The organism is Stenotrophomonas sp. STEN063, from assembly GCF_056854515.1.
The window spans coordinates 27,746-54,410 of the sequence record NZ_JBXFWF010000026.1 but is presented as its reverse complement, the minus strand read 5'-3'; the positions used below and the strand labels follow the sequence as shown (position 1 = coordinate 54,410).

General features: G+C 64.3%; 28 protein-coding genes. 6 read left to right on the top strand and 22 right to left on the bottom strand.

Annotation, left to right across the window (positions count from 1 at the left end; translation table 11 throughout):
• Positions 1-159: 159 nt before the first annotated feature.
• From hflX to rlmE, 7 genes are all read right to left on the bottom strand, one after another.
• Positions 160-1,470, bottom strand: coding sequence for a ribosome rescue GTPase HflX (gene hflX, locus AC1VWL_RS09160; protein WP_282271180.1), 1,311 nt, complete (start codon positions 1,468-1,470; stop codon positions 160-162).
• Between the two features lie 14 nt (positions 1,471-1,484).
• Complete coding sequence (gene hfq / locus AC1VWL_RS09155; RefSeq protein ID WP_282271171.1) at positions 1,485-1,772, bottom strand: RNA chaperone Hfq; 288 nt, start codon at positions 1,770-1,772, stop codon at positions 1,485-1,487.
• A 92-nt stretch (positions 1,773-1,864) separates the two neighbouring features.
• Positions 1,865-2,818: a tRNA (adenosine(37)-N6)-dimethylallyltransferase MiaA gene (gene miaA / locus AC1VWL_RS09150; protein ID WP_482986454.1), complete on the bottom strand. Its 954-nt coding sequence runs from the start codon at positions 2,816-2,818 to the stop codon at positions 1,865-1,867.
• Positions 2,818-3,714, bottom strand: coding sequence for a dihydropteroate synthase (gene folP / locus AC1VWL_RS09145; RefSeq protein WP_482986453.1), 897 nt, complete (start codon positions 3,712-3,714; stop codon positions 2,818-2,820). The genes miaA and folP overlap by 1 nt, the downstream gene beginning before the upstream one ends.
• Positions 3,715-3,822: 108 nt before the next feature.
• Positions 3,823-4,011 (bottom strand): hypothetical protein, encoded by a 189-nt coding sequence (locus AC1VWL_RS09140; RefSeq protein ID WP_282271167.1) that lies wholly within the window; start codon positions 4,009-4,011, stop codon positions 3,823-3,825.
• A gap of 114 nt (positions 4,012-4,125) precedes the next feature.
• Positions 4,126-6,051, bottom strand: a complete 1,926-nt coding sequence (gene ftsH / locus AC1VWL_RS09135) for an ATP-dependent zinc metalloprotease FtsH (RefSeq protein WP_481614480.1) — start codon at positions 6,049-6,051, stop codon at positions 4,126-4,128.
• Positions 6,052-6,109: 58 nt separating this feature from the next.
• The gene (gene rlmE / locus AC1VWL_RS09130) at positions 6,110-6,742 is read right to left on the bottom strand and encodes a 23S rRNA (uridine(2552)-2'-O)-methyltransferase RlmE (RefSeq protein WP_282271929.1); all 633 of its coding nucleotides are present in this window, start codon (positions 6,740-6,742) and stop codon (positions 6,110-6,112) included.
• A 64-nt stretch (positions 6,743-6,806) separates the two neighbouring features.
• Here rlmE and yhbY point away from each other — a divergent pair, with 64 nt between their 5' ends.
• Both yhbY and AC1VWL_RS09120 read left to right on the top strand, forming a co-directional pair.
• On the top strand, positions 6,807-7,112 hold the full coding sequence (gene yhbY, locus AC1VWL_RS09125) for a ribosome assembly RNA-binding protein YhbY (RefSeq protein WP_282271931.1): 306 nt from the start codon (positions 6,807-6,809) through the stop codon (positions 7,110-7,112).
• Between the two features lie 16 nt (positions 7,113-7,128).
• Positions 7,129-7,509, top strand: coding sequence for an Mth938-like domain-containing protein (locus tag AC1VWL_RS09120; RefSeq protein ID WP_296249158.1), 381 nt, complete (start codon positions 7,129-7,131; stop codon positions 7,507-7,509).
• A gap of 726 nt (positions 7,510-8,235) precedes the next feature.
• On the opposite strand, the gene AC1VWL_RS09115 is transcribed toward AC1VWL_RS09120, so the two are convergent.
• The 4 genes from AC1VWL_RS09115 to surE are packed head-to-tail and all read right to left on the bottom strand — an operon-like array spanning position 8,236 to position 11,099.
• Positions 8,236-9,015: a peptidoglycan DD-metalloendopeptidase family protein gene (locus AC1VWL_RS09115; RefSeq protein ID WP_482986452.1), complete on the bottom strand. Its 780-nt coding sequence runs from the start codon at positions 9,013-9,015 to the stop codon at positions 8,236-8,238.
• Positions 9,012-9,626 carry a YqaA family protein gene (locus tag AC1VWL_RS09110; protein WP_303749664.1) on the bottom strand — a complete coding sequence of 205 codons (615 nt, stop codon included), beginning with the start codon at positions 9,624-9,626 and terminating at the stop codon, positions 9,012-9,014. The genes AC1VWL_RS09115 and AC1VWL_RS09110 overlap by 4 nt, the downstream gene beginning before the upstream one ends.
• Before the next feature lie 19 nt (positions 9,627-9,645).
• Entirely contained in the window at positions 9,646-10,323 is a 678-nt protein-coding gene (locus tag AC1VWL_RS09105; RefSeq protein ID WP_282271936.1) for a protein-L-isoaspartate(D-aspartate) O-methyltransferase, read from the bottom strand.
• Positions 10,320-11,099, bottom strand: a complete 780-nt coding sequence (surE, locus tag AC1VWL_RS09100) for a 5'/3'-nucleotidase SurE (protein WP_482986451.1) — start codon at positions 11,097-11,099, stop codon at positions 10,320-10,322. Before surE ends, AC1VWL_RS09105 begins: the two co-directional genes overlap by 4 nt.
• A 181-nt stretch (positions 11,100-11,280) precedes the next feature.
• Between surE and AC1VWL_RS09095 the strand changes: the two genes are divergently transcribed.
• Positions 11,281-11,820 (top strand): Smr/MutS family protein, encoded by a 540-nt coding sequence (locus AC1VWL_RS09095; protein ID WP_482986450.1) that lies wholly within the window; start codon positions 11,281-11,283, stop codon positions 11,818-11,820.
• 175 nt (positions 11,821-11,995) lie between these two features.
• On the opposite strand, the gene truD is transcribed toward AC1VWL_RS09095, so the two are convergent.
• From truD to AC1VWL_RS09060, 7 genes are all read right to left on the bottom strand, one after another.
• Positions 11,996-13,087, bottom strand: coding sequence for a tRNA pseudouridine(13) synthase TruD (truD, locus tag AC1VWL_RS09090; RefSeq protein ID WP_482986449.1), 1,092 nt, complete (start codon positions 13,085-13,087; stop codon positions 11,996-11,998).
• Complete coding sequence (gene ispF / locus AC1VWL_RS09085) at positions 13,084-13,584, bottom strand: 2-C-methyl-D-erythritol 2,4-cyclodiphosphate synthase (protein ID WP_296249138.1); 501 nt, start codon at positions 13,582-13,584, stop codon at positions 13,084-13,086. The genes truD and ispF overlap by 4 nt, the downstream gene beginning before the upstream one ends.
• A gap of 45 nt (positions 13,585-13,629) precedes the next feature.
• Positions 13,630-14,328: a 2-C-methyl-D-erythritol 4-phosphate cytidylyltransferase gene (gene ispD, locus AC1VWL_RS09080; RefSeq protein WP_482986448.1), complete on the bottom strand. Its 699-nt coding sequence runs from the start codon at positions 14,326-14,328 to the stop codon at positions 13,630-13,632.
• A complete protein-coding gene (gene ftsB / locus AC1VWL_RS09075; RefSeq protein WP_296249134.1) occupies positions 14,325-14,702 on the bottom strand; it encodes a cell division protein FtsB in 378 nt (125 codons plus the stop codon). The genes ispD and ftsB overlap by 4 nt, the downstream gene beginning before the upstream one ends.
• Before the next feature lie 5 nt (positions 14,703-14,707).
• Positions 14,708-16,000, bottom strand: a complete 1,293-nt coding sequence (gene eno / locus AC1VWL_RS09070) for a phosphopyruvate hydratase (RefSeq protein ID WP_282271948.1) — start codon at positions 15,998-16,000, stop codon at positions 14,708-14,710.
• 293 nt (positions 16,001-16,293) lie between these two features.
• On the bottom strand, positions 16,294-17,958 hold the full coding sequence (locus tag AC1VWL_RS09065; protein WP_481614488.1) for a CTP synthase: 1,665 nt from the start codon (positions 17,956-17,958) through the stop codon (positions 16,294-16,296).
• Positions 17,959-18,087: 129 nt separating this feature from the next.
• Positions 18,088-18,339 carry a hypothetical protein gene (locus AC1VWL_RS09060; protein WP_482986447.1) on the bottom strand — a complete coding sequence of 84 codons (252 nt, stop codon included), beginning with the start codon at positions 18,337-18,339 and terminating at the stop codon, positions 18,088-18,090.
• Positions 18,340-18,496: 157 nt separating this feature from the next.
• Between AC1VWL_RS09060 and parE the strand changes: the two genes are divergently transcribed.
• Positions 18,497-20,386: a DNA topoisomerase IV subunit B gene (gene parE, locus AC1VWL_RS09055; protein ID WP_282273023.1), complete on the top strand. Its 1,890-nt coding sequence runs from the start codon at positions 18,497-18,499 to the stop codon at positions 20,384-20,386.
• Positions 20,387-20,634: 248 nt separating this feature from the next.
• On the opposite strand, the gene AC1VWL_RS09050 is transcribed toward parE, so the two are convergent.
• Together AC1VWL_RS09050 and AC1VWL_RS09045 are read right to left on the bottom strand one after the other, a co-directional pair.
• The gene (locus AC1VWL_RS09050; RefSeq protein WP_482986446.1) at positions 20,635-21,756 is read right to left on the bottom strand and encodes an inorganic phosphate transporter; all 1,122 of its coding nucleotides are present in this window, start codon (positions 21,754-21,756) and stop codon (positions 20,635-20,637) included.
• Between the two features lie 12 nt (positions 21,757-21,768).
• A complete protein-coding gene (locus tag AC1VWL_RS09045) occupies positions 21,769-22,395 on the bottom strand; it encodes a DUF47 domain-containing protein (protein WP_057628278.1) in 627 nt (208 codons plus the stop codon).
• A gap of 276 nt (positions 22,396-22,671) precedes the next feature.
• On the opposite strand from AC1VWL_RS09045, the gene AC1VWL_RS09040 reads away from it, so the two are divergent.
• Both AC1VWL_RS09040 and AC1VWL_RS09035 read left to right on the top strand, forming a co-directional pair.
• Positions 22,672-24,015, top strand: a complete 1,344-nt coding sequence (locus AC1VWL_RS09040; RefSeq protein WP_282272630.1) for a hemolysin family protein — start codon at positions 22,672-22,674, stop codon at positions 24,013-24,015.
• Entirely contained in the window at positions 23,999-24,673 is a 675-nt protein-coding gene (locus AC1VWL_RS09035; protein ID WP_481614491.1) for an exopolysaccharide biosynthesis protein, read from the top strand. The genes AC1VWL_RS09040 and AC1VWL_RS09035 overlap by 17 nt, the downstream gene beginning before the upstream one ends.
• Positions 24,674-24,785: 112 nt before the next feature.
• Here AC1VWL_RS09035 and AC1VWL_RS09030 read toward each other — a convergent pair whose 3' ends face one another.
• Both AC1VWL_RS09030 and AC1VWL_RS09025 read right to left on the bottom strand, forming a co-directional pair.
• Positions 24,786-25,781 carry an LLM class flavin-dependent oxidoreductase gene (locus tag AC1VWL_RS09030; RefSeq protein WP_482986445.1) on the bottom strand — a complete coding sequence of 332 codons (996 nt, stop codon included), beginning with the start codon at positions 25,779-25,781 and terminating at the stop codon, positions 24,786-24,788.
• A 109-nt stretch (positions 25,782-25,890) separates the two neighbouring features.
• Entirely contained in the window at positions 25,891-26,646 is a 756-nt protein-coding gene (locus AC1VWL_RS09025; protein ID WP_482986455.1) for a sulfurtransferase, read from the bottom strand.
• Between the last annotated feature and the right edge of the window lie 19 nt (positions 26,647-26,665).

Sequence of the window (26,665 nt, the reverse complement as noted above, 5' to 3'; positions counted from 1 at the left end):
GCACAGGTGCGGTTGTTGTAGTAGGGGCTTATGCGGCTAAGCTGATGATGCTGAAGTGGCTGGCAGCTGTGCCATCTGATGACGCATCTGCTTCGCGGCTTACGCCGCTCCCACAAACAAAACAGCCGGCACGGGGCCGGCTGTCTCTTCCCGCCCGAATCACCATTCGGGCAATTTTTCCGGCAACAGCGGGCGTATCACCGCACCATCCTCGCTTGCTGCAAGCTTCTCGGCTTCGGCAATCGGGATATCCACGTCGATCAGCCAACCTTCTTCATCAGCCTGCTCACTGCGGATGACCTCCAGCTGGTGCAGGCGTGCGCGCAGGCGGCCGGCACTTGGCGGCAGACGGATCTGGCCGGTGACATGCTGCAGGCCCAGGCGCTTGCCCAATACCGATTGCAGCAGTTCCAGCCCACGGCCATCACGCGCGGAAACCCAAACCCGCTCGCGCCGTGATTCATCCGGCACGCCATCCTGCGCGTCGTGGCGCACTTCAGCACCTTCGATGCGATCGATCTTGTTGAACACCAGCAGCTGCGGAAGGTCACCCGCACCTACGGCCTCCAATACTTCATCGACCTGGGCGATACGTTCCTCGCGCAGCGGATCAGCGGCATCGACCAGATGCAGCAGGAAATCCGCCTCACGCGCTTCGGACAAGGTAGAGCGGAACGCCGCCACCAGGTCATGCGGCAGGTCGCGCACGAAACCGACGGTGTCGGCCAGCATCGCATTGCCACCGGGCAAGGTGATACGCCGCACGGTGGGGTCAAGCGTCGCAAACAGCAGGTCTGCGGCGTAGGCACCAGCGCCGGTCAAGGCATTGAACAAGGTGGACTTGCCGGCATTGGTATAACCAACCAGCGCGATACGCGGCATTTCGCTGCGCACGCGCGCGCGACGCATCTGGGTGCGTTGCACCTCGACCTTCTCCAGCCGCTTCTGCAGCTGCTCCACCCGCTTCTGCAGCAGGCGGCGGTCGGTTTCCAACTGGGTTTCACCCGGGCCACGCAGGCCGATGGAACCACCGCGCTGGCGCTCAAGGTGAGTCCAGCCGCGGACCAGTCGCGTGGCGATATGCCGCAGCTGGGCAAGCTCCACCTGCAACTTGCCTTCATGGCTGTGCGCACGCTGGGCGAAGATGTCCAGGATCAGGCCGGTACGATCAATGACCCGGCGTTCCAGGTAGCGCTCAAGATTGCGCTCCTGCACCGGACTGAGCTGATGGTTGACCAGCACCAGATCGGCGCCAGTGGCATCGGCCGCAGCCTTCACCTCTTCCAGCTTGCCGCTGCCGATCAGCGTGGAGGGGTTCGGCCTGTCCATGCGCGCAGTGATGGTCGCGGCAACACTTGCCCCGGCCGAGCGCGCCAGATCGGTGAATTCCTCCAGTACATCTTCTTCCAGCCGGCCAACATGCGGCTGGATCAACAGCGCATGTTCGCCCTTTTTAGAGCGGTCAAACATGCGCCGCCACCTGCTTATTCGTTGTCGTTGTCAATATCGTCATCAGCTGCCTGACTTCCGTCACCCGATTGCACGTAGCCACCACCCGGCCCCACGCGCACGTTGCGCGCCGGCACCACGGTGGAAATGGCGTGCTTGTAGACCATCTGGCTGACGGTATTGCGCAGGAGCACCACGAACTGGTCGAACGACTCGATCGTGCCCTGCAATTTGATGCCATTTACCAGGTAGACCGAAACCGGCACGCGCTCGCGGCGCAACGCATTCAGAAACGGATCCTGCAAAGACTGCCCCTTGGACATCGTCTACTCCTCGTTATTGTTTTTATGGACCGGACCGATGGCGGCATCCCCTGCCCGTCCGGAACCCTGATGGTACACCGCCGCGCGCTCGCTCAGCCTTGCAGAAAGCGGGAAACCGCGTTCTGCACACCGGACATGTCCCGAACTGGGTCGAACCAGCGGGCATCCAGCTCGCCGCGCAGCCAGGTGAGCTGACGCTTGGCCAGCTGGCGGGTGGCGAACACCCCCTTGTCACGGAACTCGGCGGCCGTGCCCAGCCCGTCCAAATACTGCCAGGCCTGCCGGTAACCGACCGCACGTACCGCCGGCAGATCCAAGGGTGCCGCCACCGCCGCCATCTGTGGCAAGGCCCGCAACGCCCGCACCTCCTCCAGGAAACCACGCTCCAGCATCAGGTCGAAGCGTCGCTCGATGCGCTGATGCAGTACCGCACGGTCGGCCGGAGCCAGCACCAGCTTCAGCACCCGCGCCGGCAGGCGCGCGATGCCAGGCAAGCCTTGCCAATAGCTGATCGGCTTGCCGGTCAGCCGGTACACCTCCAGCGCCCGCTGGATGCGTTGCGGATCGGTGGCATGGATGCGCGCGGCAGCGACCGGATCGAGTCCGGCCAGCTGTGCGTGCAAGGCGGGCCAGCCGCAGACTTCAGCCTCGGCAGCAATAGTTGCGCGCAAGGCCGGATCGGCTTCCGGCATCGGCGACAACCCCTGCAGCAATGCGCGGAAATACAGCCCGGTACCGCCAGCCAGGATCGGCAACTTGCCGCGCGCAACGATGTCACGCACGGCCTCGGTGGCGTCAGCGGAGAACTCGGCCGCCGAATAGGTCTGCCAGGGGTCGCGCAGATCCAGCAGGTGATGGCGGATGCCATCCTGCTCGGCGGCGTCCGGCTTGGCTGCACCAATGTCCAAACCACGGTAGACCAGCGCCGAATCGACGCTGACGATCTCACCGTCATAGGCCTTGGCCAAGGCGATGGCCGCGGCCGTCTTGCCCGAGGCGGTCGGCCCCATCAGGGCGATGGCCAAGGGGCGTTGATCGATGCTCATCAATCCTCGTCCGGCCAGCGCGGCATGGCCGGCTTGGCGGCGCGCGGCGCCGGCACCGCATCGAATGCAGCCAGCACCTTGAGCGCGTCAACCGTCGCGGCCACGTCGTGCACACGCACCATCATCGCTCCCTTCTGCACTGCCAGCAGATGCGCGGCCAGCGAACCGGCCATGCGCTCGGCAGCCACCGTCCGCCCGGTGACATCACCAATGCAGCGCTTGCGCGAGAAGCCCGCCAGCACCGGCGCGCCCAGATCGTTCAAGCGATCCTGTGCGGCCAGCAAGGCAAAGTTCTGCGCGGTGTCCTTGTTGAACCCGTAGCCCGGATCGAGCAGCAGGCGCTTGCGTCCGATACCGGCCATTTCCGCGGAGAAAACACGCTCGGCCAGGAAGCGCTGCACATCACCGGCTATATCAACATAGGCCTGGGCGAGGCCTGCATCGTAGGGGCCGCCGACCGCATGCATCAGCACCACCGCCGCCTTCGACGCAGCCACCACCTCCAGCGCGCCAGGCTGCTGCAATGCCTGCACGTCATTGATCATGTGCGCGCCAGCCGCCAGCGCGGCGCGCATCACTTCCGGCTTGAAGGTATCCACGCTCAGCGGCACGGCGACCTGTGGAAGCAAAGCCTCGATTACCGGCACGACGCGGTCAATCTCCTCCTGCACCGACACCGGGCTTGCACCCGGACGGGTGGATTCACCACCGATGTCGAGCAGATCCGCGCCCTGCTCGACCAGCGCCAGGGCATGCGCGACGGCAGCAGCGGTGTCTGCATGCTGGCCACCATCGGAAAACGAATCCGGGGTGACATTGACGATGCCCATCACCTGCGGCCGATCCAGCCGCAGCGTACGGTCGCCACATTCCAGGGTGGGGAAAACATCAAACATGGGCGCTCCGGTGGACTGCAACAGCGCCTAGTTTAAGCCACCGCAACGGCGCGCCAGCGAAGCCGGCGGCACACTCTCAACCAACAGAAGACAGCGCAATGCCGGCGATCAGTCCTTGTTGCGGGCGCGGATACGGCTGCCAATCAGGCTCAGGATCACGCCCAGCACCACGCCTATGAAGATACCGGCGAGGAAGTTGTTGGTCTTCACCCCGAAACCAACACCGGCCACGGTGGCGATGATCATCTCCGGCACGTTGGCCGAGGGCGCCTTTGGCGGCGGTGTGGAATCATTCATGGGACACAACCAGGGAAAATCAAAGTACCGCTATTCTCGCCCAGCACGACGGCTGGCGCATAAAAAAGGGCCGGAAAACCGGCCCGTTCTGTTTGTATCGATGCTGCTGCCGGCTCAGTGCTGGCCGGCCGGGTCGGTGATCGGCGTCACCGGCTGCGGAGCGTCGCCACCCTTGCCGTCGTCGGCACGGTCGTTGTTGCCGCCCTTGTCCACCCAACCTGCTGGCGGCGACGGCTTGCGACCTTCCATGATCGCCTTGACCTGCTCGGCGTCGATGGTTTCCCAGTCCAGCAGCGCGGCAGTCATCGCTTCGACGATGTCGCGCTTTTCGTCAAGTATCCGGTACGCAACGTTGTACTGCTCGTCGAGGATGCGACGGATTTCCGCGTCCACCTTCTGCTGGGTAGCCTCGGAAATGGTCTTGCTGTGCATGCCATAGCCGCCTTCTTCATCGGCGTAGACCATGATGCCCAGCACATCGGACATGCCGTACTTGGTGACCATGCCCCGGGCCAGCTTGGTAGCGCGCTCGAAGTCGTTGGAGGCACCGGTCGACATCTCGCCGACGAAGATCTCTTCAGCAATGCGGCCGCCGAACAGGATCGCCAGCTCTTCCAGCATGCGCTCCTTGTACTTGCTGATGTGGTCGTGCTCAGGCAGCTGCCAGGTCAGGCCCAGCGCCCAACCGCGCGGCATGATGGTGACCTTGTGCACCGGGTCGGCCTTGGGCAGCGACATGGCGACGACGGCATGGCCAGACTCGTGATAAGCGGTATTACGACGCTCTTCCTCACGCATGACCATGCTGCGGCGCTCAGGACCCATGTAGATCTTGTCCTTGGCGTCCTCGAAGTCCTTCATGTCGACTTCCTGCTTGTTGCGACGAGCCGCAAACAGGGCGCCTTCATTGATCAGGTTGGCCAGATCGGCACCGGAGAAGCCCGGGGTACCGCGCGCCAGCACTTCCGGACGCACGTCGTCTGCGGCCGGCACCTTGCGCAGGTGCACGCGCAGGATCTGCTCGCGGCCCTTGATATCCGGCAGGCCAACCATGACCTGACGGTCAAAACGGCCCGGACGCAACAGCGCCTTGTCCAGCACGTCCGGACGGTTGGTGGCAGCGATCACGATCACGCCTTCGCCACCTTCAAAGCCGTCCATCTCGACCAGCATCTGGTTCAGGGTCTGCTCGCGCTCGTCGTGGCCACCGCCGGTGCCGGAGCCGCGGTGACGGCCAACGGCATCGATTTCGTCGATGAAGATGATGCACGGCGCATGCTTCTTGGCCTGCTCGAACATGTCGCGCACGCGGCTGGCGCCGACGCCGACGAACATCTCGACGAAGTCCGAACCGGAGATCGCGAAGAACGGGACCTTGGCCTCGCCGGCAATGGCGCGGGCCAGCAAGGTCTTGCCGGTACCCGGCGGACCAACCATCAGCACGCCGCGCGGGATCTTGCCGCCCAGCTTGGTGAACCTGGAGGGGTCACGCAGGAACTCGACCAGCTCGCCAACTTCTTCCTTGGCTTCGTCGCAGCCCGCGACGTCGGCAAAGGTGACCTTGATCTGGTCTTCGCCCTGCAGCTTGGCGCGGGATTTACCGAAGGACATCGCGCCCTTGGCACCGCCGCCACCGCCCTGCATCTGGCGCATCATGAAGATCCAGAAGCCGATCAGCAGCAGGATCGGCAGGAACTGCAGCACGATGCCCCAGAAACTCGGGCCAGCCGGTTCCTGACGGGCAACTTCAACGTTCTTGGAATACAGCTGGTCCAGCAGCTTCGGGTCGGCCGGTGCGTACAGCGCACCGTCGGAACCATCAGCGCGCTTGAAGCGCAGGTGGTTGGTGGTCAGCGTGGTCTTGTCGGTGTACTCGACCGACTTGATCCTGCCCGCATCCACTTCCTGCAGGAACTGCGTGTAATTGCGTGCATCGCCAGCGGCGGCTGCCCCACTGCGTGGAGCGAAGCTCTGGAACACCACCATCAGCACGACGGCGACAACCACCCATAAAAGGAGGTTCTTGGTCAGGTCGTTCATCCTCATCGGCTCCGGTGTCCCTCTAGATACTAATTACTGAAAAGTCGTATGGCTGAGCTTACTTTATCTGGGTGCGCTTGCCCTGCCCGAGGGCATAAACCTCAGGTGAACGCTTGCGCGAGGCATCCGGCTTGCGAATGGCGACTTTTTCATAACGACGGCGCAGTTCACGCACGTAGTCGTCAAAGCCGACGCCCTGGAACAACTTGATCAGGAACGCCCCACCCGGCTTGAGATGGTTGTCGGCAAAATCCATCGCCAACTCCGCCAAGTGCATCATCCGCGGCTGGTCAACCGCATCCATACCACTCTTATTGGGGGCCATATCCGACAGCACAAGGTCTACCGGCTGGTCGCCAACCATGGCTTCGAACTGCGATAGGACCGTTTCTTCCCTGAAGTCCCCGTGAAGGAACTCCACGCCAGCCAAGGGCGGCATCTCAAGGATATCCAGCGCCAAGACACGGCCGGTGTCGCCCATCTGCCTGCGCACCTGCTGCGACCAGCCACCCGGCGCGGCCCCCAGATCGACCACCACCATATGCGGCTTCAGCAGGCGGTCACGCTCCAGCAGCTCCTCCAGTTTGTAGGCCGCGCGCGAGCGCATGCCCTCCTTCTGGGCCTTTTTCACAAAGGGATCGGAGAAATGTTCTTTCAGCCAGCGCTGGCTACTTTTGCTACGGGAAGGCATTGGCAATGGGGCTCACAGGGGTGGTCATGATACCCTGAACCCCCTTGATTACCTGTAGTCCTGCATGTCCATCGTCCTGACCTCGGCCCAGAACCGATTCCTGCGCGGCATCGCGCACGACCTGAAAGCACTGCTGCAGATCGGTGGCAAAGGGGTCACCCCGGCCTTTTTGGCCGAACTGGACGAGGTGCTGGAGCGCCATGAACTGGTCAAGGTGAAGGTTGCCGCCGAAGACCGCGAAGCCCGTGACACCCTGATCGGCGAACTGATCCAGGCCAGCGGCGCCGCCCTGGTACAGCGCATCGGCCACGTTGCCGTGCTGTATCGCCCGGCCAAGGAAAAGCGCCAGATCGTGCTGCCGCGCGGCTGATCGCCGAGGAACACCCATGCAGTTCAGCCGCGAGCTCCCCGATTACATCTATTCCCTGCGCTCGGCCGATGGCCGCCATGCGCAGGTGAACGACCGCGCGCTGAGCCGCAGCTTCATCCTTGCACCGAACAGCTTGATTGAAGACTGGCCGGTTGCATCGGTGGCCGAGTTGCGCGCCGAAGATCTGGACGCCGCGCTGGAACTGAATCCGGCGCTGGTGATCCTTGGCACCGGCGACAAGCAGATTTTCCCGCCAGCGGCGATCATGGCCGCCTGCCTGACCCGCGGCATCGGCATCGAGGTGATGAACAACGCCTCGGCCGCACGCACGTACAACGTGCTGGCCGGCGAAAACCGCCGCGTGGTGATGGCCATCATCCTGGAAAGCACCCCGTAGCGCGCAGCCACGCTGCGCCGGGGCATTTTTGTAGGAGCGGCGTAAGCCGCGAAGCTGACGGTTTAGTAGCCCGCAGACATGCCGGCAATCCCAATGACACCTGATCGGCAGTCCGTGCCAGCAGAGCTGGATGCCGCACTGTAGTGCCGAGCCATGCTCGGCAAGGGCCTTACAGGCAATGCATCAGATGGTTCATCAGCTTCGTGACTTACACCGCTCCCACAGTCCGGTGCGTGCTGGCGCATCACTGCAAAAGCCGCTGCCGAGCATGGCTCTGCACTACAGGAAAAGCTGCAACACCTGCCGGATTTCCTGCCACACCTGCAGATATCAAGAACCCGGTGACGCCGGGCTCTGCATGTTGCTCTCTAACGGGCCAGCGGCTCACCTTTCAGCCAGCACACCAGCAGCATCGACACCGCCACGCAAGCATGGAAGCCGGCGAACGCGACCGGACTGGTCGTAGGCGGAAACAACAAAAATCCTGCCGGCAACAGCACTGCCACCAACGCGTATACCACCCAGCCCTGCCAGGTCAGGGGCCAGCTCCAACCCTGCCCATTGCTTGCGGCCTGGAACCAGTACCTCGGCTTCTGCACCTGCCCCCCCCTCTTCAAACATGGATGCCATCACGGCACCGAAGCAATCCCGGTACCGCCCTCGACTATTGGGCCTGACCCATCTGCTGCAGGTCCCGCCCGATGATCAGGACGGGACCGCAGACATCTAGCGGCTTGGCAGATAGACCAGCGGATCGACCGGCTTGCCGTTGTAACGGATCTCGAAGTGCAGCATGTCGCGTGAGGTGCCGGTACGGCCCATCTCGGCGATCTGGTCGCCGACCTTCACGTTCTGCCCTTCGTTGACCAGACGCTTGCGGTTGTGGCCGTAGGCCGACAGCCACTGGTCGTTGTGCTTGATGATGATCAGCTCGCCATAACCAACCAGGCCAGCGCCGGAGTACACCACCACACCAGGGCCCGCGGCACGTACCGCCTGGCCGCTGCTGCCAGCGATATCCACGCCCTGCTTGGTGGCTTCGCCCGCGACAAAACGGCCCACCAGGGCACCCTCAGCAGGCCAACGCCAGCCGATGCCGCTATTGACTGGCGTGGGTGCAACCACCGTTGGCTGCGTTACCGGACGGGTGGTGGTGGTCGTCGAACCACCAGCAGCCGGTGGCCGGCTGGCCGTCGTCCCGCCCGGATACAGCCGCAGCGCCTGTCCTGGATAGATCGTGTACGGCTCGGACAGGCCATTCCAGGCAGCCAGATCACGCGGGGTGATGTTGTTGATCCGGGCAATGCCGAACAAGGTGTCGCCACGACGCACGATGGCCGTCTGTCCCGGCTTGGGGACGGAGGTGCGCGGCGTGGTCGAGGCGGATGAACCCGAACTGCCGCCCGAGGGCTTCACCACCGTGGCAGTTCCGCACGCCGCCAACGAGACCACCGCCAGAACGGCCAGCGCCCTGCCCAAGCTCTTGCCCACCATCAATGCATTCATGCGAATTTAGCCCTCCAGACCAGCCACGCCACCAGGCCCACCACCAATGCGGTGGCAATCCAGCCCAATGGCTCAATCCAGCGCCGCAACCGCTCAGCCGCCTGTGCGCCGCCGAAGCGGATCACCGCCGCCAACAAATAAACCCGCTTGCCGCGCCCAACCAGCATGCTCAACACATACTGCGGCAACGGCACGCCGACGATACCCGAGGCCCATGTGAAGACCTTCATCGGGATGGGCATGAAGCCACCCAGCACCAGGAAGGTGAATACCGCCCATGGCGACTCCGCCATCTTGGCTTGCAGGGTAGCGATACCGCTTTCAATCGCCGGCAGCATGCCCATCGCCTCGAACAGCGGCTTGATCACCTCGAAGGCGTAGTGGCCCAGCGCATAACCCACCATCGCGCCGGCCATGGAACCAATCAGGCTCAGGGTCGCAAAGCGCCACCCCTTGCGCGGCTGTGCCACGCACATCGGCATCAGCATCACTTCCGGCATCACCGGGAAGATGATGGCCTCGATGAAACTGAGCACGGTCAAATAAGTGGGCGCACGCTCATTGGCAGCCCAAACCATGGCGCGGTCGTATAACGGCCCGAAAATCTTCATTCAGTGAGTAGTCCTGTTCTCAGTCCAGCATGCCCGGCAACAACGGCACGAAGCTCACCGGCGCCAGCTCTTCCTGGACAATGGTGCCATCGGCCTGCCGGGTCAGTTGCAACAGCACCTGTCCGCCCGGCCCGCCAACCGGTGCCACCAGGCGGCCGCCGACGGCCAACTGGTCGATCAAGGCATCCACCAGCGCCGGCGCAGCAGCTGTCACCACGATGGCATCGTACGGGCCGTGCTCTGGCCAGCCGATACGGCCATCGTCGTGCTTGGTGCGGATGTTCATGCCCAGATGCCGGAAGCGCTTGCGCGCCTGCCGCAGCAGGTCGCCGATACGCTCGACAGTGAAAACCTCAAGGCCCAACGCGCCAAGAATGGCGGCCTGGTACCCCGAGCCGGTGCCGACTTCCAGCACCTTTTTCGGCGCGACCGCCAACACCACTTCGGTCATGCGCGCCACGACCCAGGGCTGGGAGATGGTCTGGCCATGGCCGATCGGCAGTGCGGTGTCCTCATAGGCGCGTGAGGCCAGCGCCTCATCAATGAACAGGTGCCGTGGCACCACGCGCACGGCGTTGAGCGTGGCCTCATCGGCAATGCCCACTTCGCGCAGGCGGTCGACCAGACGGTCGCGCACCCGCTGCGAGGTCATGCCGATACCCACGGCCTCCGGCTGCAGGCGCAGGCGCGGCGTCATTCAGGCTTCCCCAGGGTTTCGGTCAGCCCACCGACCCAGCTGGCGACCTTTTCCAGCGCCGAATAGCGGGTCAGGTCGACCTGGATCGGGGTGATCGAAATATGCCCGGTACGCACCGCGTGGAAGTCGGTGCCGGGACCGGCGTCCTGTTCACTGCCAGCCGGGCCGATCCAGTACACGGTATTGCCGCGCGGATCGGTCGCCGGAACACAGGCTTCGGCGCGATGGCGGTTGCCAAGCCGGGTAACCTCGAAGCCTCGGATCTGATCCCAAGGCAGGTCCGGCACGTTGACGTTGAGGATGGTGTCGGCCGGCAATGGATCGGCGATCAGCCGCGACACTATCTCCACCGCCGCGCGTGCGGCAGTAACGAAATTCTTGGCTTCGTGCTTGTGCGTGACCAGCGATACCGCCACCGAGGGCAGGCCGAGGTGGCGCCCTTCCATCGCCGCCGACACCGTGCCCGAATAGATCACATCATCGCCGAGATTGGCGGCATTGTTGATGCCTGACACCACTATGTCCGGCTCGAATTCGAGCATGCCGGTCAGCGCCAGATGCACGCAGTCGGTCGGCGTACCCGCCACCGCGCAGGTGTAATGGTCAATGCGGCGCAGACGCACCGGTTGATCCAGCGTGAGTGAGTTGGATGCACCGGAGCGATCACGGTCCGGTGCCACCACGGTGACTTCGTGTCCGGCGTTGCGAAGCTCCTCGGCCAACATCTTGATGCCGGGGGCGTCCACACCATCGTCATTTGATACAAGTACGCGCATTAAAGGCCTGGGTTACTGGATCAACACGCGACGCTCCCACTCAGCGCCGCAATCGCCGGAACCTCCGGTTAGTACATCACCGTGACGGACCGACCTGAGCGACCATGATACCGGAATGCACCGCGGCACTTTCCACCCACCCGGGGCTTGCCTGCGATCGTGCGCACGTTACGCTGTAGGAATGTCGTACCCAGATGAAGAAGATGACGCTGCCCTGTTCCGCTCGGCCATTGGCGAAGTGACGCCGATGCGCCCGGTGGAAGCACCGGCTACCGGCAAGCCACGGCCCAAGCCGCGCGCACGCATGGCAGAACAGGATGAATCCCAGGCCCTGGGCGAATTTGCGCGCCTGCTGCGTTCCAGCAAGCCGCTGGAAGCCGGCGACAACGCCAGCTACCGGCGCGACAACCTGCCACCTCAGATGTTCCAGCGGCTCAAGCGTGGCCAGTATTCGGTACAGGACGAACTGGACCTGCACGGCGCCACCGCCGCCCAGGCCGAAAACATGCTGCGCCAGTTCCTGCTGGAGGCACGCGCACATGAACACGGCTGCGTGCGCATCATCCACGGCAAAGGCCTGCAGTCGGATGGCGGTGCGCCGGTGCTGAAGAACCTGGTCGACCGCATGCTGCGCCAGCGCAATGATGTGCTGGCGTTCCATTCCGCGCCGCCGACCCAGGGCGGCACCGGTGCGGTTCTGGTATTGCTGGCCAATCGCTGAGCGATCCGCTCGGCCAGTCGATTCGCATGGACGGCGCGGCACCGCAGTCTCTGTAGCCCGGGTAAGCGCAGCGCACCCGGGGCTGTTCGCGACGCATGAGGCATATTGAAGTACCACTGGATCCTGCTTCCCGGGTGCGCTGCGCTTACCCGGGCTACGATCTGAGCAGCGGTACTCAGTCAGCGGCGCTCTCTTCGCTTGACGCTTCGGCTTCAGCTGCCGGAGCGCCCGCAATTTCATTGCGACTGGCGTCGGTCACTTCACCCAGTTCATGCAGCACCGCGGTGGCGTAGCAGCCCGGCGGCAATGCAAACGACACTTCCAGCACGTCATCGGCCAACCACTGGTGCTGCATCAACATGGGCTTGAGGCGCAACGAACGGCGCTCCTGCTTGAGCCCGGCCTGCTCCAGCCCGGTCCGCAGCGCCAAGGCCTGCTCATCACCCAGTGCCTGATCTTCCAATGCCCGTGCGGCATCGGTCGCGCGCAGCTCACCAACGCCCCACAACGGCGCGCTGGGGTGGATATCGAAACGCGCCAGGCGCTCGGCCAGCACCTCGCTCATCGGCTCCGGGCCAAACACCGAACGGCTGCCGTCCAGCATCCACACCTCGCCTTCCAGCGCCGTGTCCCAGTTGCCCTGTTCCACGCGCGCGGCCAGCACGCGGTTGAACAATGCAGAGCGCGCGGCGGACAGCAGCATCGAACGCTGGTCCTTGCGCACCCGGCGGCCAGCAAACATCTGCAGCGCCGCCGGCACATTGCCGCCATCGCGGCCAAAGCGCTGTTCGCCAAACCAGTTTGGCAGGCCGCGTGCAGCGACAATCTGCAGGCGCTCCTCGATGGCCGCCTTGTCACCTTGCACACCACGCAGCACCAGCTTGAAGCGGTTGCCCGTCAATGCGCCACGCTGCAGCTTGCGGTTGTGCCAGGTCGACGCCAGCACATACAGCTCGTCCGACTCCAGCAGCGCCAGATCCGGCGCCACGCGCTTGGGCAGGTGCACGCTGAAGCGCTGCGTGGTCACCGCATGCCGATCTTTCTGCCCGGCATAGCTGACGCCCATTTCCGGCACGCCCGCCCACTGCGCCAACTGTTTGGCAATCGCCACGGTATTGGCGCCACGCTTGCGGATGTCCAGCAGCAGGTGCTCACCCACACCCGTCGCCTCGAACGCAGGGATTTCATCAACCTGGAAATCTTCCGGCACGCTGCGAATCGCCGCGGTCAGTACCGGCTCACCAAAGGCCAGCGGCAGCGCGATCATGCAGCCACCAGCAAGGCCACGGCCTGCGCGGCGATACCTTCTTCGCGGCCGGTGAAGCCCAGTTTCTCACTGGTGGTGGCCTTGATGCTGACCCGATCCAGATCGATCGCCAACAGCTGCGCAACCGTCTCACGCATCGCCAGTGCATGCGGGCCCACCTTGGGCCGCTCGCAGATCACGGTGATGTCGACATTGCCGACCTGCCAGCCACGCTCGCGCAGCAGTTCATTGCAATGACTGACGAAGCGGCTGCTGTCCGCACCTTTCCAGCGATCGTCGGACGGCGGGAAATGCACGCCAATGTCTCCCAGCGCCAGCGCGCCGAGCATTGCGTCACACAGCGCATGCAGGGCGACATCGCCATCACTGTGCGCGAGCACGCCGCGGCTGTGCGGCACGCGCACGCCGGCCAGCATGATGTGGTCGCCCTCACCAAAGGCATGCACGTCATAGCCTTGGCCGATACGGATGGGAGGGAAGGAAACAGAAGAGTTCATGGCAGTACTTCTTGGCAGAGCCGGCGCCAACGCGCCGGCAAGGGATCAGCTGCCGCGCCGCGACAGCTCGAATTCGAAACGGGCCAGATCGGCCGGCGTGGTGACCTTGAAATTGCTTTCCGCGCCCTCGACCAGCAACGGGCGCACGCCTTGGCGCTCCATCGCCATCGCCTCATCGGTGACGTCGACACCTGCTGCAGCGGCATCGAGCAGCGCGCGGGTGAGTTGATGCCGGCGGAACATCTGCGGGGTCAGCGCGCGCCACAGGCGCTCACGCGGCTCCGTGCCGTCAATGCCACCATCATCACCAGCACGCTTGAGCGTGTCGCGCACCGGCGCGGCGAGAATGCCACCGACCGGATCGGCACGCCCCACTTCCAGCAAACGGCTCAGATCGGTCGCCGCCAGATTTGGCCGCGCGGCGTCGTGGACCAGCACGAAGTCATCGGCACGCACGCTCTCCGGCAGCGCCTGCAGGCCTGCCAATACCGACGCCGCGCGGGTCTCTCCTCCCACGCAGGTCAGCACCGGCTTGTCAGCAAACGAAGTCCAACCCGGCCAATCGGCATCGTTCTCGGCAATGGCCACCATCACCCCGGCCACGCCGGGATGGGCAAGCAGGGACTGCAGGGTGTGCGCGAGCAGCGGCTCACCGTCGGCCAACAGGTACTGCTTGGGCACCGGACCACCAAAACGCGCGCCGCGCCCAGCCGCGGGAACCACCGCCCAGGTCTGCACGATCACGGGATGTTCTCCGATGGCGACTGCTGGTTACCCTGCCCGGCCGACGGTTCCGTCGCCGCGGCAGGCGCAGGCACCACGGGCGCAGCCACCGGGGCGTCCTCGACGACCCGGTAGAACTTCTCACCCGGCTTGATCATGCCCAGTTCGCTGCGCGCACGTTCCTCGATGGCAGCCTCGCCATCCTTGAGGTCCTGGACTTCCGCCGCCAGGGAATCATTGCGCTGCTGCAGACCGTCGTTGTCACGCTTCTGGTTGGCCACCTGCGCCTCGAGCATCATCACTTCGCCCGAGTTGCCCTGGCCAAACCAGAAGCGGTACTGCAGCAATCCCAGCAGTACCGCCAGCACCAGCAGCAGCCAGCGCCAATTACGCATGACGATCAGCGCTTGAGCGAGACAAACGCGTCACGGCCGGCATAACGCGCGCCGCTGCCGAGGGCTTCCTCGATACGCAGCAGCTGGTTGTACTTGGCCACGCGATCGCTGCGGCACAGCGAGCCGGTCTTGATCTGGGTGGCAGTGGTGGCCACGGCGATGTCGGCGATGGTGGTGTCTTCGGTTTCGCCCGAGCGGTGCGAGACGATGGCCGCATAACCGGCCTTGTCGGCCATGGCGATGGCTTCCAGGGTCTCGGTCAGGGTGCCGATCTGATTGACCTTGATCAGGATGGCATTGGCGGTGCCCGACTCGATGCCTTCGGCGAAGATCTTCGGGTTGGTGACGAACAGATCGTCGCCGACCAGCTGCACCTTGTTGCCGACGCGCTGGGTCAGCAGCTTCCAACCGGCCCAGTCGTTCTCGGCCAGGCCGTCCTCGATGCTGATGATCGGGTACTGCGCGCTCCAGTCGGCCAGGAAGTCGACGAACTGCTCGGAGGTCAGGCGCTTGTTCTCGCCAACCAGGTTGTACTTGCCGTTCTCGTAGAACTCGCTGGAAGCGACGTCCAGGCCGAGCAGGATGTCTTCGCCGGCGGTGTAACCGGCCTTGCCGATGGCTTCCAGAATGGTGTCCAGCGCCTCGACGTTGCTGCGGAAGTCCGGCGCGAAGCCGCCTTCATCGCCCACCGCCGTGCTCAGGCCGTGGCCCTTCAGCACCGACTTCAGCGCGTGGAAGATTTCGGTGCCGGCGCGCAGCGACTCGCTGAACGAGCTGAAGCCGACCGGCAACACCATGAATTCCTGGAAATCGACGTTGTTATCGGCGTGCGCGCCACCGTTGATGATGTTCATCATCGGCACCGGCAGCGACGGGGTGGCGCCGGTCTTGGCGGCCAGATACTGCCACAGCGCCTGCTTCTTGGAAGCGGCAACCGCGTGGGCGGCGGCCATGGAAACACCGAGCAGGGCATTGGCGCCGAGGCGGCCCTTGTTCTCGGTACCGTCCAGATCGATCAGGCGGCGGTCCAGGCCTTCCTGGTCTTCGGCATTGAAGCCGGCCAGTGCGGTGGCGATCGCACCATTGATGTTGCCCACGGCGTTGCGCACGCCCTTGCCCAGGTAACGGGTCTTGTCGCCATCGCGCAGCTCCACGGCCTCCTTGGTGCCGGTCGAAGCGCCGGACGGGACGGCGGCGCGGCCGAACGAGCCGTCGGCCAGGGTGACTTCGGCTTCCAGCGTGGGGTTGCCACGGCTGTCGAGGATTTCACGGGCGTGGATCTTGGCGATGTTGGTCATGTCTGGGGGCTAGGCTCGTTCAGGAGAGTCTGTTATCGACGGGAAACACAAATACCAGCCGGGAGTTTAAACGAAGCGCAGGCTGGCGCGGCCGTTGCTTTCGCCTGAAAGCGGCGCGGGCCGCTGAAACGCACAAGGCCCGCACTGGGCGGGCCTTGTTTGGGTAGCACCTTGCCCTTCTCCCTGTGGGAGAAGGTGCCCGAAGGGCGGATGAGGGTAAGGAGAGCGAAGCTCGCCTTCATTCACACGCCACGGGTAACGCCCCCTGCCGAGCATGGCTCGGCACTACCTTTTCAGGCGCGGGCTTCCTGCAACAGCTTGCCGCCGGCCTTCTTCTCGCGCGCGGCGCGGATGAAGCCGATGAACAGCGGGTGGCCACCACGCGGGGTGGACAGGAACTCCGGGTGTGCCTGACAGGCCAGGAACCACGGGTGCTGGTCACGCGGCAGCTCGACCACTTCCACCAGCGTGTCATCCATCGACTTGCCGGCAATCACCAGACCCGCGTCTTCCAACTGGGTGCGGTAGCGGTTGTTGAACTCGTAACGGTGGCGGTGACGCTCGGCCACCACGTCCTTGCCGTACAGCTCGCGGGCCAGGGTGCCCGGCTTGAGGCGCTGCTCCTGCAGGCCCAGGCGCATGGTGCCGCCCAGGTCGGACTTCTCGTCGCGCTTCTCGACTTCACCGGTGGCGGTACGCCATTCGGTGATCAGGCCGATCACCGGATTCGGCGACTGGCGGTCGTTCTCGGTGCTGTTGGCGCCTTCCAGGCCAGCCACATGGCGGGCGTAGTCCACCACAGCCGCCTGCATGCCATAGCAGATGCCGAAGTACGGCACCTTGTGCTCGCGGGCATACTGCGAGGTCAGCACCTTGCCCTCGAAACCACGGTCACCGAAGCCGCCCGGCACCAGGATGCCATCGACGCCGTCCAGCGCAGACAGGCCGGATTCCTCCAGTTCCTGCGCTTCCAGCCACTTCAGGTTGACCTTGGTGCGCTGGCGCAGGCCGCCGTGCTTGAGCGCCTCGCCCACCGACTTGTACGCATCCTGATGGTCGACGTACTTGCCGACCACGGCGATGGTGACGTCGTCCAGCGGATGCAGCGCTGCATCCAGCACCGACTCCCACTCGGACAGGTCCGCCGGACCAGCCTTGTCACCGAGCTTGAGCTGGTTGACCACGATCTCGTCCAGACCCTGCGCATGCAGACCCATCGGCACGCGGTACAGGACTTCCACGTCCGGCACGCTGATCACGGCGCGCTCGGAAACGTTGGTGAACAGCGAAATCTTGCGGCGCTCCGAGTCCGGGATTGCATGCTCGGAACGGCACAGCAGCACGTCCGGCTGGATGCCGATCGAGCGCAGTTCCTTGACCGAGTGCTGGGTCGGCTTGGTCTTCAGCTCGCCAGCGGCACCGATGTACGGCACCAGGGTGAGATGCATGAACAGCGCCTTCTCCGGGCCACGCTCGGTGCGCACCTGCCGGATCGCCTCCAGGAACGGCAGCGACTCGATATCGCCAACGGTGCCGCCGATTTCCACCAGCGCCACGTCGAAGCCAGCAGTGGCCTCGTCGATGCAGCGGCGGATTTCGTCGGTGATGTGCGGAATGACCTGCACGGTCGCGCCCAGGTAATCACCACGGCGCTCCTTGCGGATCACGTTCTCGTAGATACGCCCGGTGGTCACCGAGTTCTTGCGGCTCAGGCGGTTATGGACGAAACGCTCGTAATGGCCCAGATCGAGGTCGGTCTCGGCACCGTCGTCGGTGACATAGACCTCGCCATGCTGGAAGGGGCTCATCGTGCCTGGATCGACGTTGATGTACGGATCCAGCTTCATCATGGTGACCTTCAGGCCACGCGCCTCGAGAATCGAGGCCAGGGACGCGGCTGCGATGCCCTTGCCTAGCGAGGACACCACACCACCGGTAACAAAAATAAGGGGGGTCACGGCTCACTGCCTCCCGGAAAGCCCTAGTTTAAAGGTTGTCGCCAAAACACCCAAGCACTGGATGCGGCGGATTAAAAAAAAGACGCCCCGACCTGCGCCGGGGCGTCCTTGAAACTCAGCAAAAGCGCGTCAGCGACGGCGACGGGCTTCCTCTTCCTCTTCTTCACGCGGCACCGGCTGGTCAGCCTTGGCCTTGTCCTGGGCAGCCGCGGCAGCGCGGCGCTTGGCCTTCTGCTCGGCCTCGCTCTGCGCCTTGTCGACCGGGGCAGCCTGCGCGGCCTCGGCAGCCTTGCCCTTGTCAGCGCTCTGCGCCATCACGAAGGGAACGGCGGCAACGGCAGCGACAACAACACCCAGGGCCAGCAATTTTGATGTTTTCATCCAAAACCTCCTCGGCTTGCCCCGCCTGGAATGGCGGGCCTTTTTGGAACCGGATACAGGATACCTCGTCGCAGCTGCCCCGGCCCTGAATGCCCTGCGTGCAAAAATCGCCGCCAGACCGCACACTCCCACGTCGATTTGCGCCCTACCGAGATCCATGAACGCCCGTTACAACGCCGCTGACATCGAAGTCCTCTCTGGCCTGGACCCGGTCAAACGCCGTCCTGGCATGTATACCGACACTGCCCGCCCGAACCATCTGGCGCAGGAAGTGATCGACAACTCGGTCGATGAGGCCCTGGCCGGCCACGCCAAGACCGTGGAAGTCACCCTGTTCAAGGATGGCAGCTGCGAGGTCAGCGATGACGGCCGCGGCATGCCGGTGGACATCCACCCGGAAGAGAAAATCCCGGGCGTCGAACTGATCCTGACCAGGCTGCACGCCGGCGGCAAGTTCAACAACCGCAACTACACCTTCTCCGGCGGCCTGCACGGCGTCGGCGTATCGGTGGTCAACGCCCTGTCCACGCTGGTGGAGATCCATATCCGCCGCGACGGCAGCGAGCACCGCATCACCTTCCGCGATGGCGACCGCGCCAGCCCGCTGGAAGTGGTCGGCAGCGTCGGCAAGAAGAACACCGGTACCCGCGTGCGCTTCTGGGCCGACCCCAAGTACTTCGACACGCCCAAGTTCAATGTGCGCGCGCTGCGCCACCTGCTGCGCGCCAAGGCGGTGCTGTGCCCGGGCCTGACCGTGAAGCTGACCGACGAAGCCACCGGCGAAGTCGACACCTGGTATTACGAAGACGGCCTGCGCGACTACCTGAAGGCCGAGCTGGGCGAGCGTGAAATGCTGCCGGCCGATCTGTTTGCCGGTTCGCTGAAGAAGGAAACCGAGATCGTTGACTGGGCCGTGGCCTGGCTGCCGGAAGGCGAGCTGGTGCAGGAAAGCTACGTCAACCTGATCCCGACCGCCCAGCACGGCACCCACGCCAACGGCCTGCGCACCGGCCTGACCGAGGCGCTGCGCGAGTTCTGCGACTTCCGCAACCTGCTGCCGCGCGGCGTCAAGCTGGCCCCGGAAGATGTCTGGGACCGCGTCTCCTTCGTGCTGTCACTGAAGATGACCGATCCGCAGTTCAGCGGCCAGACCAAGGAACGCCTGTCCTCGCGCCAGGCCGCCGGCTTCGTCGAAGGCGCCGCCCACGACGCCTTCAGCCTGCTGTTGAACCAGAACGTGGAACTGGGCGAAAAGATCGCGCAGATCGCCATTGAGCGTGCCAGCGCGCGCCTGAAGACCGAGAAGCTGGTCACCCGCAAGAAGGTCACCCAGGGCCCGGCCCTGCCCGGCAAGCTGGCCGACTGCATCAGCCAGGACCTGTCGCGCACCGAGCTGTTCCTGGTGGAAGGTGACTCGGCAGGCGGCAGCGCCAAGCAGGCCCGCGACAAGGATTTCCAGGCCATCCTGCCGCTGCGCGGCAAGATCCTGAACACCTGGGAAGTCGCCTCGGGCAGCGTGCTGGCCTCGGAAGAAGTGCATAACCTGGCCATCGCCATCGGCTGCGACCCGGGCAAGGACGACCTGTCCGGCCTGCGTTACGGCAAGATCGTGATCCTGGCCGATGCCGACTCCGACGGCCTGCACATCGCCACCTTGCTGACCGCCCTGTTCCTGCGTCACTTCCCGTCACTGGTGGATGCCGGCCACGTGTTCGTGGCGATGCCGCCGCTGTTCCGTGTCGACGTGGGCAAGCAGGTGTTCTATGCGCTGGACGAGGAAGAGAAGCGCTCGCTGCTGGACAAGATCGAGCGCGAGAAGATCCGCGGCCAGGTCAGCGTCACCCGCTTCAAGGGTCTGGGCGAGATGAACCCCTCGCAGCTGCGCGAATCCACCATCCACCCGGATACGCGCCGCCTGGTGCAGCTGACCGTGGACGACAGCGAGCAGACCTCGGCCCTGATGGACATGCTGCTGGCCAAGAAGCGCGCCCCGGACCGCAAGGGCTGGCTGGAGAGCAAGGGCGACCTGGCCTCGCTGGAAGCCTGATCCAAGCGATCTCGCAGCACCGAAAGCCCGCCCTCACCGGCGGGCTTTTTGTTGGCCGCGCGCCGCCATTTTCTTTTTTGTGGGAGCGGCGTAAGCCGCGAGGCAAGCACATCTTCAGATGGCAAAGATCCCTGACCCGCCAGCAGCACCGGCTTCGCGGCTTACGCCGCTCCTACAAGCAGCCGCGCCCCAACAAAAAACCCGCCATCGCTGGCGGGTTTTTGCTTGCAGGCTGCGAACCGACTGACTCAGTTCCAACCCACCATTTCGAACAGACGCAGGATCAGGTAAGCACAGCCGCCTGCCGCCGGGATCGTCAGGATCCACGCCCACAGGATGCGTTCGATCACGCCCAGGCGCAGCGAACGCGGGTTCTTGGCGAAGCCAACGCCCATGATCGCAGTGGAGATGCTGTGGGTGGTCGAGACCGGCATGCCGAAGTGCGCAGCCAGGGTCAGGATGGTGGCCGAGCTGGTCTCCGCGGCAAAGCCGTGGATCGGGTGCAGCTTGACCATCTTGTGGCCCAGGGTCTTGATGATCTTCCAGCCGCCCGAAGCGGTACCGGCCGCCATCACCACTGCACAGGTCAGCACGATCCACATGGCGATACCGTCGCCAGCGTGGGCATCCGGGTGCATGAAGGCCAGCCACGAGGGCAGGTCGTTCAATGCGCCGGTTGCCTCGGCACCAATCAGGGTCATGGCGATGATGCCCATGGTCTTCTGCGCATCGTTATGGCCGTGGGCAAAACCCATGTACGCCGCCGAGACGATCTGTGCCTTGCCGAAGAAGGCATTGACCCAACGCGGGCGCGCCAGCCGACCGAGCATGCCACCAACGCGGGCCATGCCGGCGATGATCGCCCACAACAGGCACATCACCACCACGCCGAGCAGGAAGCCAGCGATCGGCGAGGTGATCATCGGCACGAACACCTTCCACAACAGGCCCTTGTTCTGCGCCCAGTTGCCGAGGTTCTGCGACCAGATCAGCGCATCCCAGTTGTTATGCGCAGCGGCCAGACCGGCACCGCACAGGCCGCCAATCAGCGCATGCGAGGACGAGGAAGGCAGGCCCTTCCACCAGGTGATCAGGTTCCAGACGATGCCGCCCAGCAGCGCGCACAGGATCACCTGCGGGGTCACATCGACCACGTCGGTGTTGAGCAGGCCATTGGCGATGGTCAACGCGACGGCGGTGCCGGTGAGCGCGCCGATCAGGTTCATGAAAGCGGCCAACATCACCGCCCAACCGGGCGACAGGACCTTGGTTGCCACCACGGTGGCAATTGAATTGGCGGTGTCGTGGAAGCCGTTGATGAACTCGAAGACGAGCGCGGCCAGAATCACCACCAGGACAAGGGTGAGCATAGGGCGTCCCCGTCAGCTGTTCTTGAGCACGATCTGGTAAGCCACCACGCCGGCTTCGCGGCAACGGTCGATGGCCTTTTCCAGAATCTCGAAGAATTCCTTGAGCAGGAACATCTGCAGGTTGTCCAGGCGACCGGAGTAGATGTCGCGGTACAGCTCCAACATCAGGCGGTCAGCTTCGTTTTCCAGCGAACGCAGCTTCTCGTTGAGCGCGGTCATGCGATCCAGGTTCATGTGGCGCAGGTCGTTGACCATTTCCACTACCACGCCTGCGGCCTGCTCCAGCATCGCTGCGCGCGGGGCGAAGTCGATCTGGTCCAGATGCTGCACGGCCAACGAGTAGCGGTCGGCGAACTTCTCGATCTGCTTGGGGATCTTGTACAGCGCCGAACCCAGCGCTTCGATGTCCTCGCGCTCGATCGGGGTCATGAAACTGTCAACCAGCGCCTGACTGATCTTGTCCGAGGCGGCGCGCTCGCGCAGACGGGCGAGCTTGAACGCATCCAGCGCCGGCTGACGATCGGCCTCGCGCATCATGCTGTGCAGTGCCTTGGCACCGTCATAGGCGGCCTGCGCGGCCTCGTCGAGGTAGGTATAGAACTGCTTGCCGGAGCCAAAGATGGTCTGCAACGAAAACATGGGGAGCCTATTCGCCGTCGCGGGAGGGACGGCACCAAGGGCGAATTATGACGGCTAGATGGCATTCAGGGTATTCCTGACGTCTTTTTTACATCTGAAATGTGAACGGCCGGTCGTACCAGAGCCCCGGGGGTTTGCTAATATCGCCAAGCGCCCTCGCGGCGCACCCTATGGACGACGACCCTTATCCCCCGCCACAGCGCCGGATTCCGCCCCTGAGCGGCCGCCGCCACTGCAAGCACCCGCCCTCCCTGTCACCAACCCGGGGAGAGACCCGTGTTTGAATTTTTCATCGTACTGGCCTTGATTCTGCTCAACGGCTTCTTTGCCATGTCCGAAATGTCGGTCATGACCTCGCGCAAGAGCCGCCTCAAGCAGCTGGCCAGCTCGAGCAAGCGTGCCGCCCGCGCCCTGGCCCTGTCCGAGAAGCCCGAGAACTTCCTGTCCACGGTGCAGATCGGCATCACCCTGATCGGCATCCTGACCGGTGTTTACGGCGGTGACGCGATCGGCGGTGCCATTGCCCAGCACCTGCAGGCCCTGTTCCCCGCACTGTCGGCGAACTTCTCGCTGTTTGGCGCCACCCAGCCCTGGTCGGAGTTCATCGGCAAGACCCTGGCCGTTGCGCTGATCACCTACCTGACGCTGATCTTCGGCGAACTGGTGCCCAAACGTGTCGCGTTGACCCGTTCCGAAGACATCGCCGGCATTGTCGCGGTGCCAATGAGCTGGCTGGCCCGCATCGCCGCCCCCGGCGTTTGGCTGCTCTCGCACTCCACCCGGCTGGTGCTGCGCCTGCTCGGCCTGGGCAAGACCGAATCGGCCTCGGTCAGTGAAGAGGAGATCCGCATGCTGGTGGCCGAGAGCCATGAGCAGGGCGTGATCGACAGCCACGAGCGCGACATGATGAACCGCGTCATGCGCCTGGGCGACCGCACCGCCGACAGCCTGATGACCCCACGCAACCGCATCGCCTGGCTGGACACCAACGCCGACCCGGAAAAGAACCTGTCCGCCATGCGTGACCACTCGTTCTCGCGCTACCCGGTGTATCGCGGCAACGACCAGGACATCGCCGGCATCCTCGAGGTCAAGAGCCTGGTGACCCGCCTCAGCGGCGGCAGCCACAGCCTGTTCGAGAACCTGCGCGAGACCCTGTACGTCTCCGAGTCCACCCACGCGATGAAGCTGCTGGAGATCTTCCGCGAGGAACACCAGTCAATGGCACTGGTGGTGGACGAGTACGGCGAGATCCAGGGTCTGGTGACCATCTCCGACCTGATGGGCGCGGTGGTTGGCCGCCTGCAGGCAACCGAGAACACCGACGACGACGCCTTGGTTGTCACCCGCGAAGACGGCTCGTTGCTGGTCGATGGCTCGCTGCCGGTGGACGACCTGCAGGAGCTGATGAACGGCGCCGAGCTGCCGGATGCGGAGGAAGGCGATTACTACACCATCGCCGGCATGTGCATGCATTACTTCGGCCGTATTCCGCACGCGGGCGAATACTTCGACTGGGCCGGCTGGCGCATCGAGATCGTCGACCTCGACGGTGCCCGCATCGACAAGCTGCTGCTGCGCAGGCTGCCGGAAGAAGATGCCGATGACACCACCGGTTGACCCGGACGGCACCACGCCGGACGCCGGCAGGACGGATACCGGCGGCTATCGCAACGAAGGCATCCGCACGCTACTGGCGATGTTCGAACGCGGCGACCCGGATGAACATCTGCCACTGGGCAAGGTTCTGCAAGGCCTGGAACAGAGCGCCTTCGGCGTATTCCTGTTCATCGCCATCCTGCCCGCCTTCATCCCGATCCCGGGCATAGGCGGTGCGGTCAGCAGTCCGCTGGTGTTCCTGATCGGCAGCCAGTTGTTGTTTGGCATGTCGCGGCCGTGGCTGCCGGGCTTCATTGCCAGACGCGGCCCCAAGCGCAGCACCGTGCACAGGTTCCTGAGCAAGATCAGCCGACCGCTGCAACGCCTGGACCGGATGCTGAAACCACGGCTGGCAGTGCTGATCGTGCCATTGCCGGCGCGCATGCTGACCGGCGTGCTGTTGTTGCTGGTCGGCCTGCTGCTGTCGCTACCGATTCCGTTCACCAACTACCTGTTCGGCTTCCAGCTGCTGTTGTTCGCACTGGCACTGATCGAGCGCGATGGCGCGCTGATGCTGTTCAACTGGTTGGCAGCGATTGCTGCCGGTCTGTTCTTCGGCTTCGGCTCCGGCCAGCTGATCAGCGAGAGCATTGCGCTGTTCGAGCGCCTGACCAGTTGACCGTCCACGGCAGGCCGTAGTGCCGAGCCATGCTCGGCAAGAAGCTTTACCAGCAAAAATCACCCCTCCCCAACCCTCCCCTTCGCTGAGCGAAAGGGAGGGAGCAAACGGCTTACGCCGCCGCCACCCGCTGCCAGGCCTGCATCGCCAGATCGAACGAACGCAGCCGCGCTGCTGGATCATAGATATTGGCGGCCAGCATCATTTCATCCGGGCGATGGCGCTCGACAAAGGCCGCCAAGCCTTCAGCCACCTGCGTCGGATCACCGACGATGCTGCAGGCCAAGGCACGCTCGACACCCGCCTTTTCATGCGGCGCCCAGAACGCCTCGATGTCATCCACCGGTGGCGGGATACGCCCCGGCGTACCGCGCCGCAGATTGACGAAGGTCTGCTGCAGGCTGGTGAACAAGCGCTTCGATTCGGCCTCCGATTCGCTGGCCACCACATTCAAGGCCAGGATCGCGTAAGGCGCCTGCAAGTGCTCGGAAGGACGGAAGTCGCGGCGATACAGCGCCAGCGCCTCATCCATGGAATCCGGGGCGAAGTGCGAGGCAAACGCAAACGGCAGGCCCATCGCCGCCGCCAGGCGCGCACTGAACAGACTCGAGCCCAGCAGCCAGACCGGCACCGGGATGCCGCCACCAGGCACCGCCTGTACCGTCTGCCCGGGCTGTACCGGCGCGAAGTAATGCAGCAGCTCGGTAACGTCCTGCGGGAACTGGTCGGCGCTGTCGAAGTAACGGCGCAAGGCGCGCGCGGTGGGTTGGTCGGTGCCGGGCGCCCGGCCCAGCCCCAGATCGATACGATCCGGGTACAGCGAGGCCAAGGTGCCGAACTGTTCGGCCACCTGCAACGGCGAATGATTGGGCAGCATCACCCCACCCGAACCCACGCGGATGCGCGAAGTGCCACCGGCCACATGCCCGATCAGCACCGCGGTCGCGGCGCTGGCGATGCCGGGCATGTTGTGGTGCTCGGCCAGCCAATAACGGTGATAGCCCCAGCGATCGGCGTGCTGGGCCAGCTCCAGCATGTTGGCAAACGCCTGCTGCGGGGTTGAGCCCTCGCAGACAGGGGCCAGGTCAAGGATGGAAAGGGGGATCATTCTGCGGTCTCCGTGGACGATACGAAGGACATGGGGTTCGTCCTCGCATTCTCCATGCAGTCACCACGCATTCCACCGGGACACTGTTTCCCACCCTGTCGGTGCGGGATCAGGCTTGGGCGTCGTCCTGCCGGTCCACCAGCGGCTGCAGCTGCGCATCCAGCGCCACACGTTCATCAAACACGAAACAGCGGCCGTCATAGCCCTCACCACCGACTTCCTCGAAGTAACCGAGGATGCCGCCTTCCAGCTGCAACACGTTGTGCATGCCATCGTTCTGCATCCACAGCGCCGCCTTCTCACAGCGGATGCCGCCGGTGCAGAAGCTGACCACGGTGGCATCGGCCAGCGACTCGCGGTGCGGCTCCAGTGCGGCCGGCAGATCGGTGAACTTGGCGATCGGCAGGGTCAACGCGCCCTGGAAGGTGCCATGCGCAAATTCCTGCCAGTTGCGCGTATCCAGCATCACCACCCGCTTGCCGTCGTCATCGTGACCCTGCCGCAACCAACGCTGCACGGTGGCCGGGGCCACGCTGGGTGCGCGCGGGTAATCCAGCGGCTGGCCGTCTTCGCGGCGGAAGCTGATGATTTCCGACTTGAACTTGGCCTTCAGCCTGGCGAACGGCTGCATCTGGCTGTGGCTGTACTTGATGCGCATGTCAGCGAAGCGCTCATCGGTCTTGAGCTGGCTGTAGAAGCCGTCAATGCCTTCGCTGCTGCCGGCGAGGAACAGGTTGATGCCCTCCGCCGCGATCAGGATGGTGCCGCGCAGCTCCAGCGCCTTTGCGCGTTCATGCAAGGTGGCGGTCAAGGCTTCGGCATCAGCCAGCGGAACGAAAAGATAGGCAGCGGTATTGACGATCATGCGCATAGTTTAAACGACC

What these genes read in the sequence shown, in the direction of transcription:
- hflX (WP_282271180.1), bottom strand. Translation starts at nt 1,470, where the DNA reads ATGTTTGACCGCTCTAAAAAGGGCGAACATGCGCTGTTGATCCAGCCG.
- hfq (WP_282271171.1), bottom strand. Translation starts at nt 1,772, where the DNA reads ATGTCCAAGGGGCAGTCTTTGCAGGATCCGTTTCTGAATGCGTTGCGC.
- miaA (WP_482986454.1), bottom strand. Translation starts at nt 2,818, where the DNA reads ATGAGCATCGATCAACGCCCCTTGGCCATCGCCCTGATGGGGCCGACC.
- folP (WP_482986453.1), bottom strand. Translation starts at nt 3,714, where the DNA reads ATGTTTGATGTTTTCCCCACCCTGGAATGTGGCGACCGTACGCTGCGG.
- AC1VWL_RS09140 (WP_282271167.1), bottom strand. Translation starts at nt 4,011, where the DNA reads ATGAATGATTCCACACCGCCGCCAAAGGCGCCCTCGGCCAACGTGCCG.
- ftsH (WP_481614480.1), bottom strand. Translation starts at nt 6,051, where the DNA reads ATGAACGACCTGACCAAGAACCTCCTTTTATGGGTGGTTGTCGCCGTC.
- rlmE (WP_282271929.1), bottom strand. Translation starts at nt 6,742, where the DNA reads ATGCCTTCCCGTAGCAAAAGTAGCCAGCGCTGGCTGAAAGAACATTTC.
- yhbY (WP_282271931.1), top strand. Translation starts at nt 6,807, where the DNA reads ATGTCCATCGTCCTGACCTCGGCCCAGAACCGATTCCTGCGCGGCATC.
- AC1VWL_RS09120 (WP_296249158.1), top strand. Translation starts at nt 7,129, where the DNA reads ATGCAGTTCAGCCGCGAGCTCCCCGATTACATCTATTCCCTGCGCTCG.
- AC1VWL_RS09115 (WP_482986452.1), bottom strand. Translation starts at nt 9,015, where the DNA reads ATGAATGCATTGATGGTGGGCAAGAGCTTGGGCAGGGCGCTGGCCGTT.
- AC1VWL_RS09110 (WP_303749664.1), bottom strand. Translation starts at nt 9,626, where the DNA reads ATGAAGATTTTCGGGCCGTTATACGACCGCGCCATGGTTTGGGCTGCC.
- AC1VWL_RS09105 (WP_282271936.1), bottom strand. Translation starts at nt 10,323, where the DNA reads ATGACGCCGCGCCTGCGCCTGCAGCCGGAGGCCGTGGGTATCGGCATG.
- surE (WP_482986451.1), bottom strand. Translation starts at nt 11,099, where the DNA reads ATGCGCGTACTTGTATCAAATGACGATGGTGTGGACGCCCCCGGCATC.
- AC1VWL_RS09095 (WP_482986450.1), top strand. Translation starts at nt 11,281, where the DNA reads ATGTCGTACCCAGATGAAGAAGATGACGCTGCCCTGTTCCGCTCGGCC.
- truD (WP_482986449.1), bottom strand. Translation starts at nt 13,087, where the DNA reads ATGATCGCGCTGCCGCTGGCCTTTGGTGAGCCGGTACTGACCGCGGCG.
- ispF (WP_296249138.1), bottom strand. Translation starts at nt 13,584, where the DNA reads ATGAACTCTTCTGTTTCCTTCCCTCCCATCCGTATCGGCCAAGGCTAT.
- ftsB (WP_296249134.1), bottom strand. Translation starts at nt 14,702, where the DNA reads ATGCGTAATTGGCGCTGGCTGCTGCTGGTGCTGGCGGTACTGCTGGGA.
- eno (WP_282271948.1), bottom strand. Translation starts at nt 16,000, where the DNA reads ATGACCAACATCGCCAAGATCCACGCCCGTGAAATCCTCGACAGCCGT.
- AC1VWL_RS09060 (WP_482986447.1), bottom strand. Translation starts at nt 18,339, where the DNA reads ATGAAAACATCAAAATTGCTGGCCCTGGGTGTTGTTGTCGCTGCCGTT.
- parE (WP_282273023.1), top strand. Translation starts at nt 18,497, where the DNA reads ATGAACGCCCGTTACAACGCCGCTGACATCGAAGTCCTCTCTGGCCTG.
- AC1VWL_RS09050 (WP_482986446.1), bottom strand. Translation starts at nt 21,756, where the DNA reads ATGCTCACCCTTGTCCTGGTGGTGATTCTGGCCGCGCTCGTCTTCGAG.
- AC1VWL_RS09045 (WP_057628278.1), bottom strand. Translation starts at nt 22,395, where the DNA reads ATGTTTTCGTTGCAGACCATCTTTGGCTCCGGCAAGCAGTTCTATACC.
- AC1VWL_RS09035 (WP_481614491.1), top strand. Translation starts at nt 23,999, where the DNA reads ATGACACCACCGGTTGACCCGGACGGCACCACGCCGGACGCCGGCAGG.
- AC1VWL_RS09030 (WP_482986445.1), bottom strand. Translation starts at nt 25,781, where the DNA reads ATGATCCCCCTTTCCATCCTTGACCTGGCCCCTGTCTGCGAGGGCTCA.
- AC1VWL_RS09025 (WP_482986455.1), bottom strand. Translation starts at nt 26,646, where the DNA reads ATGATCGTCAATACCGCTGCCTATCTTTTCGTTCCGCTGGCTGATGCC.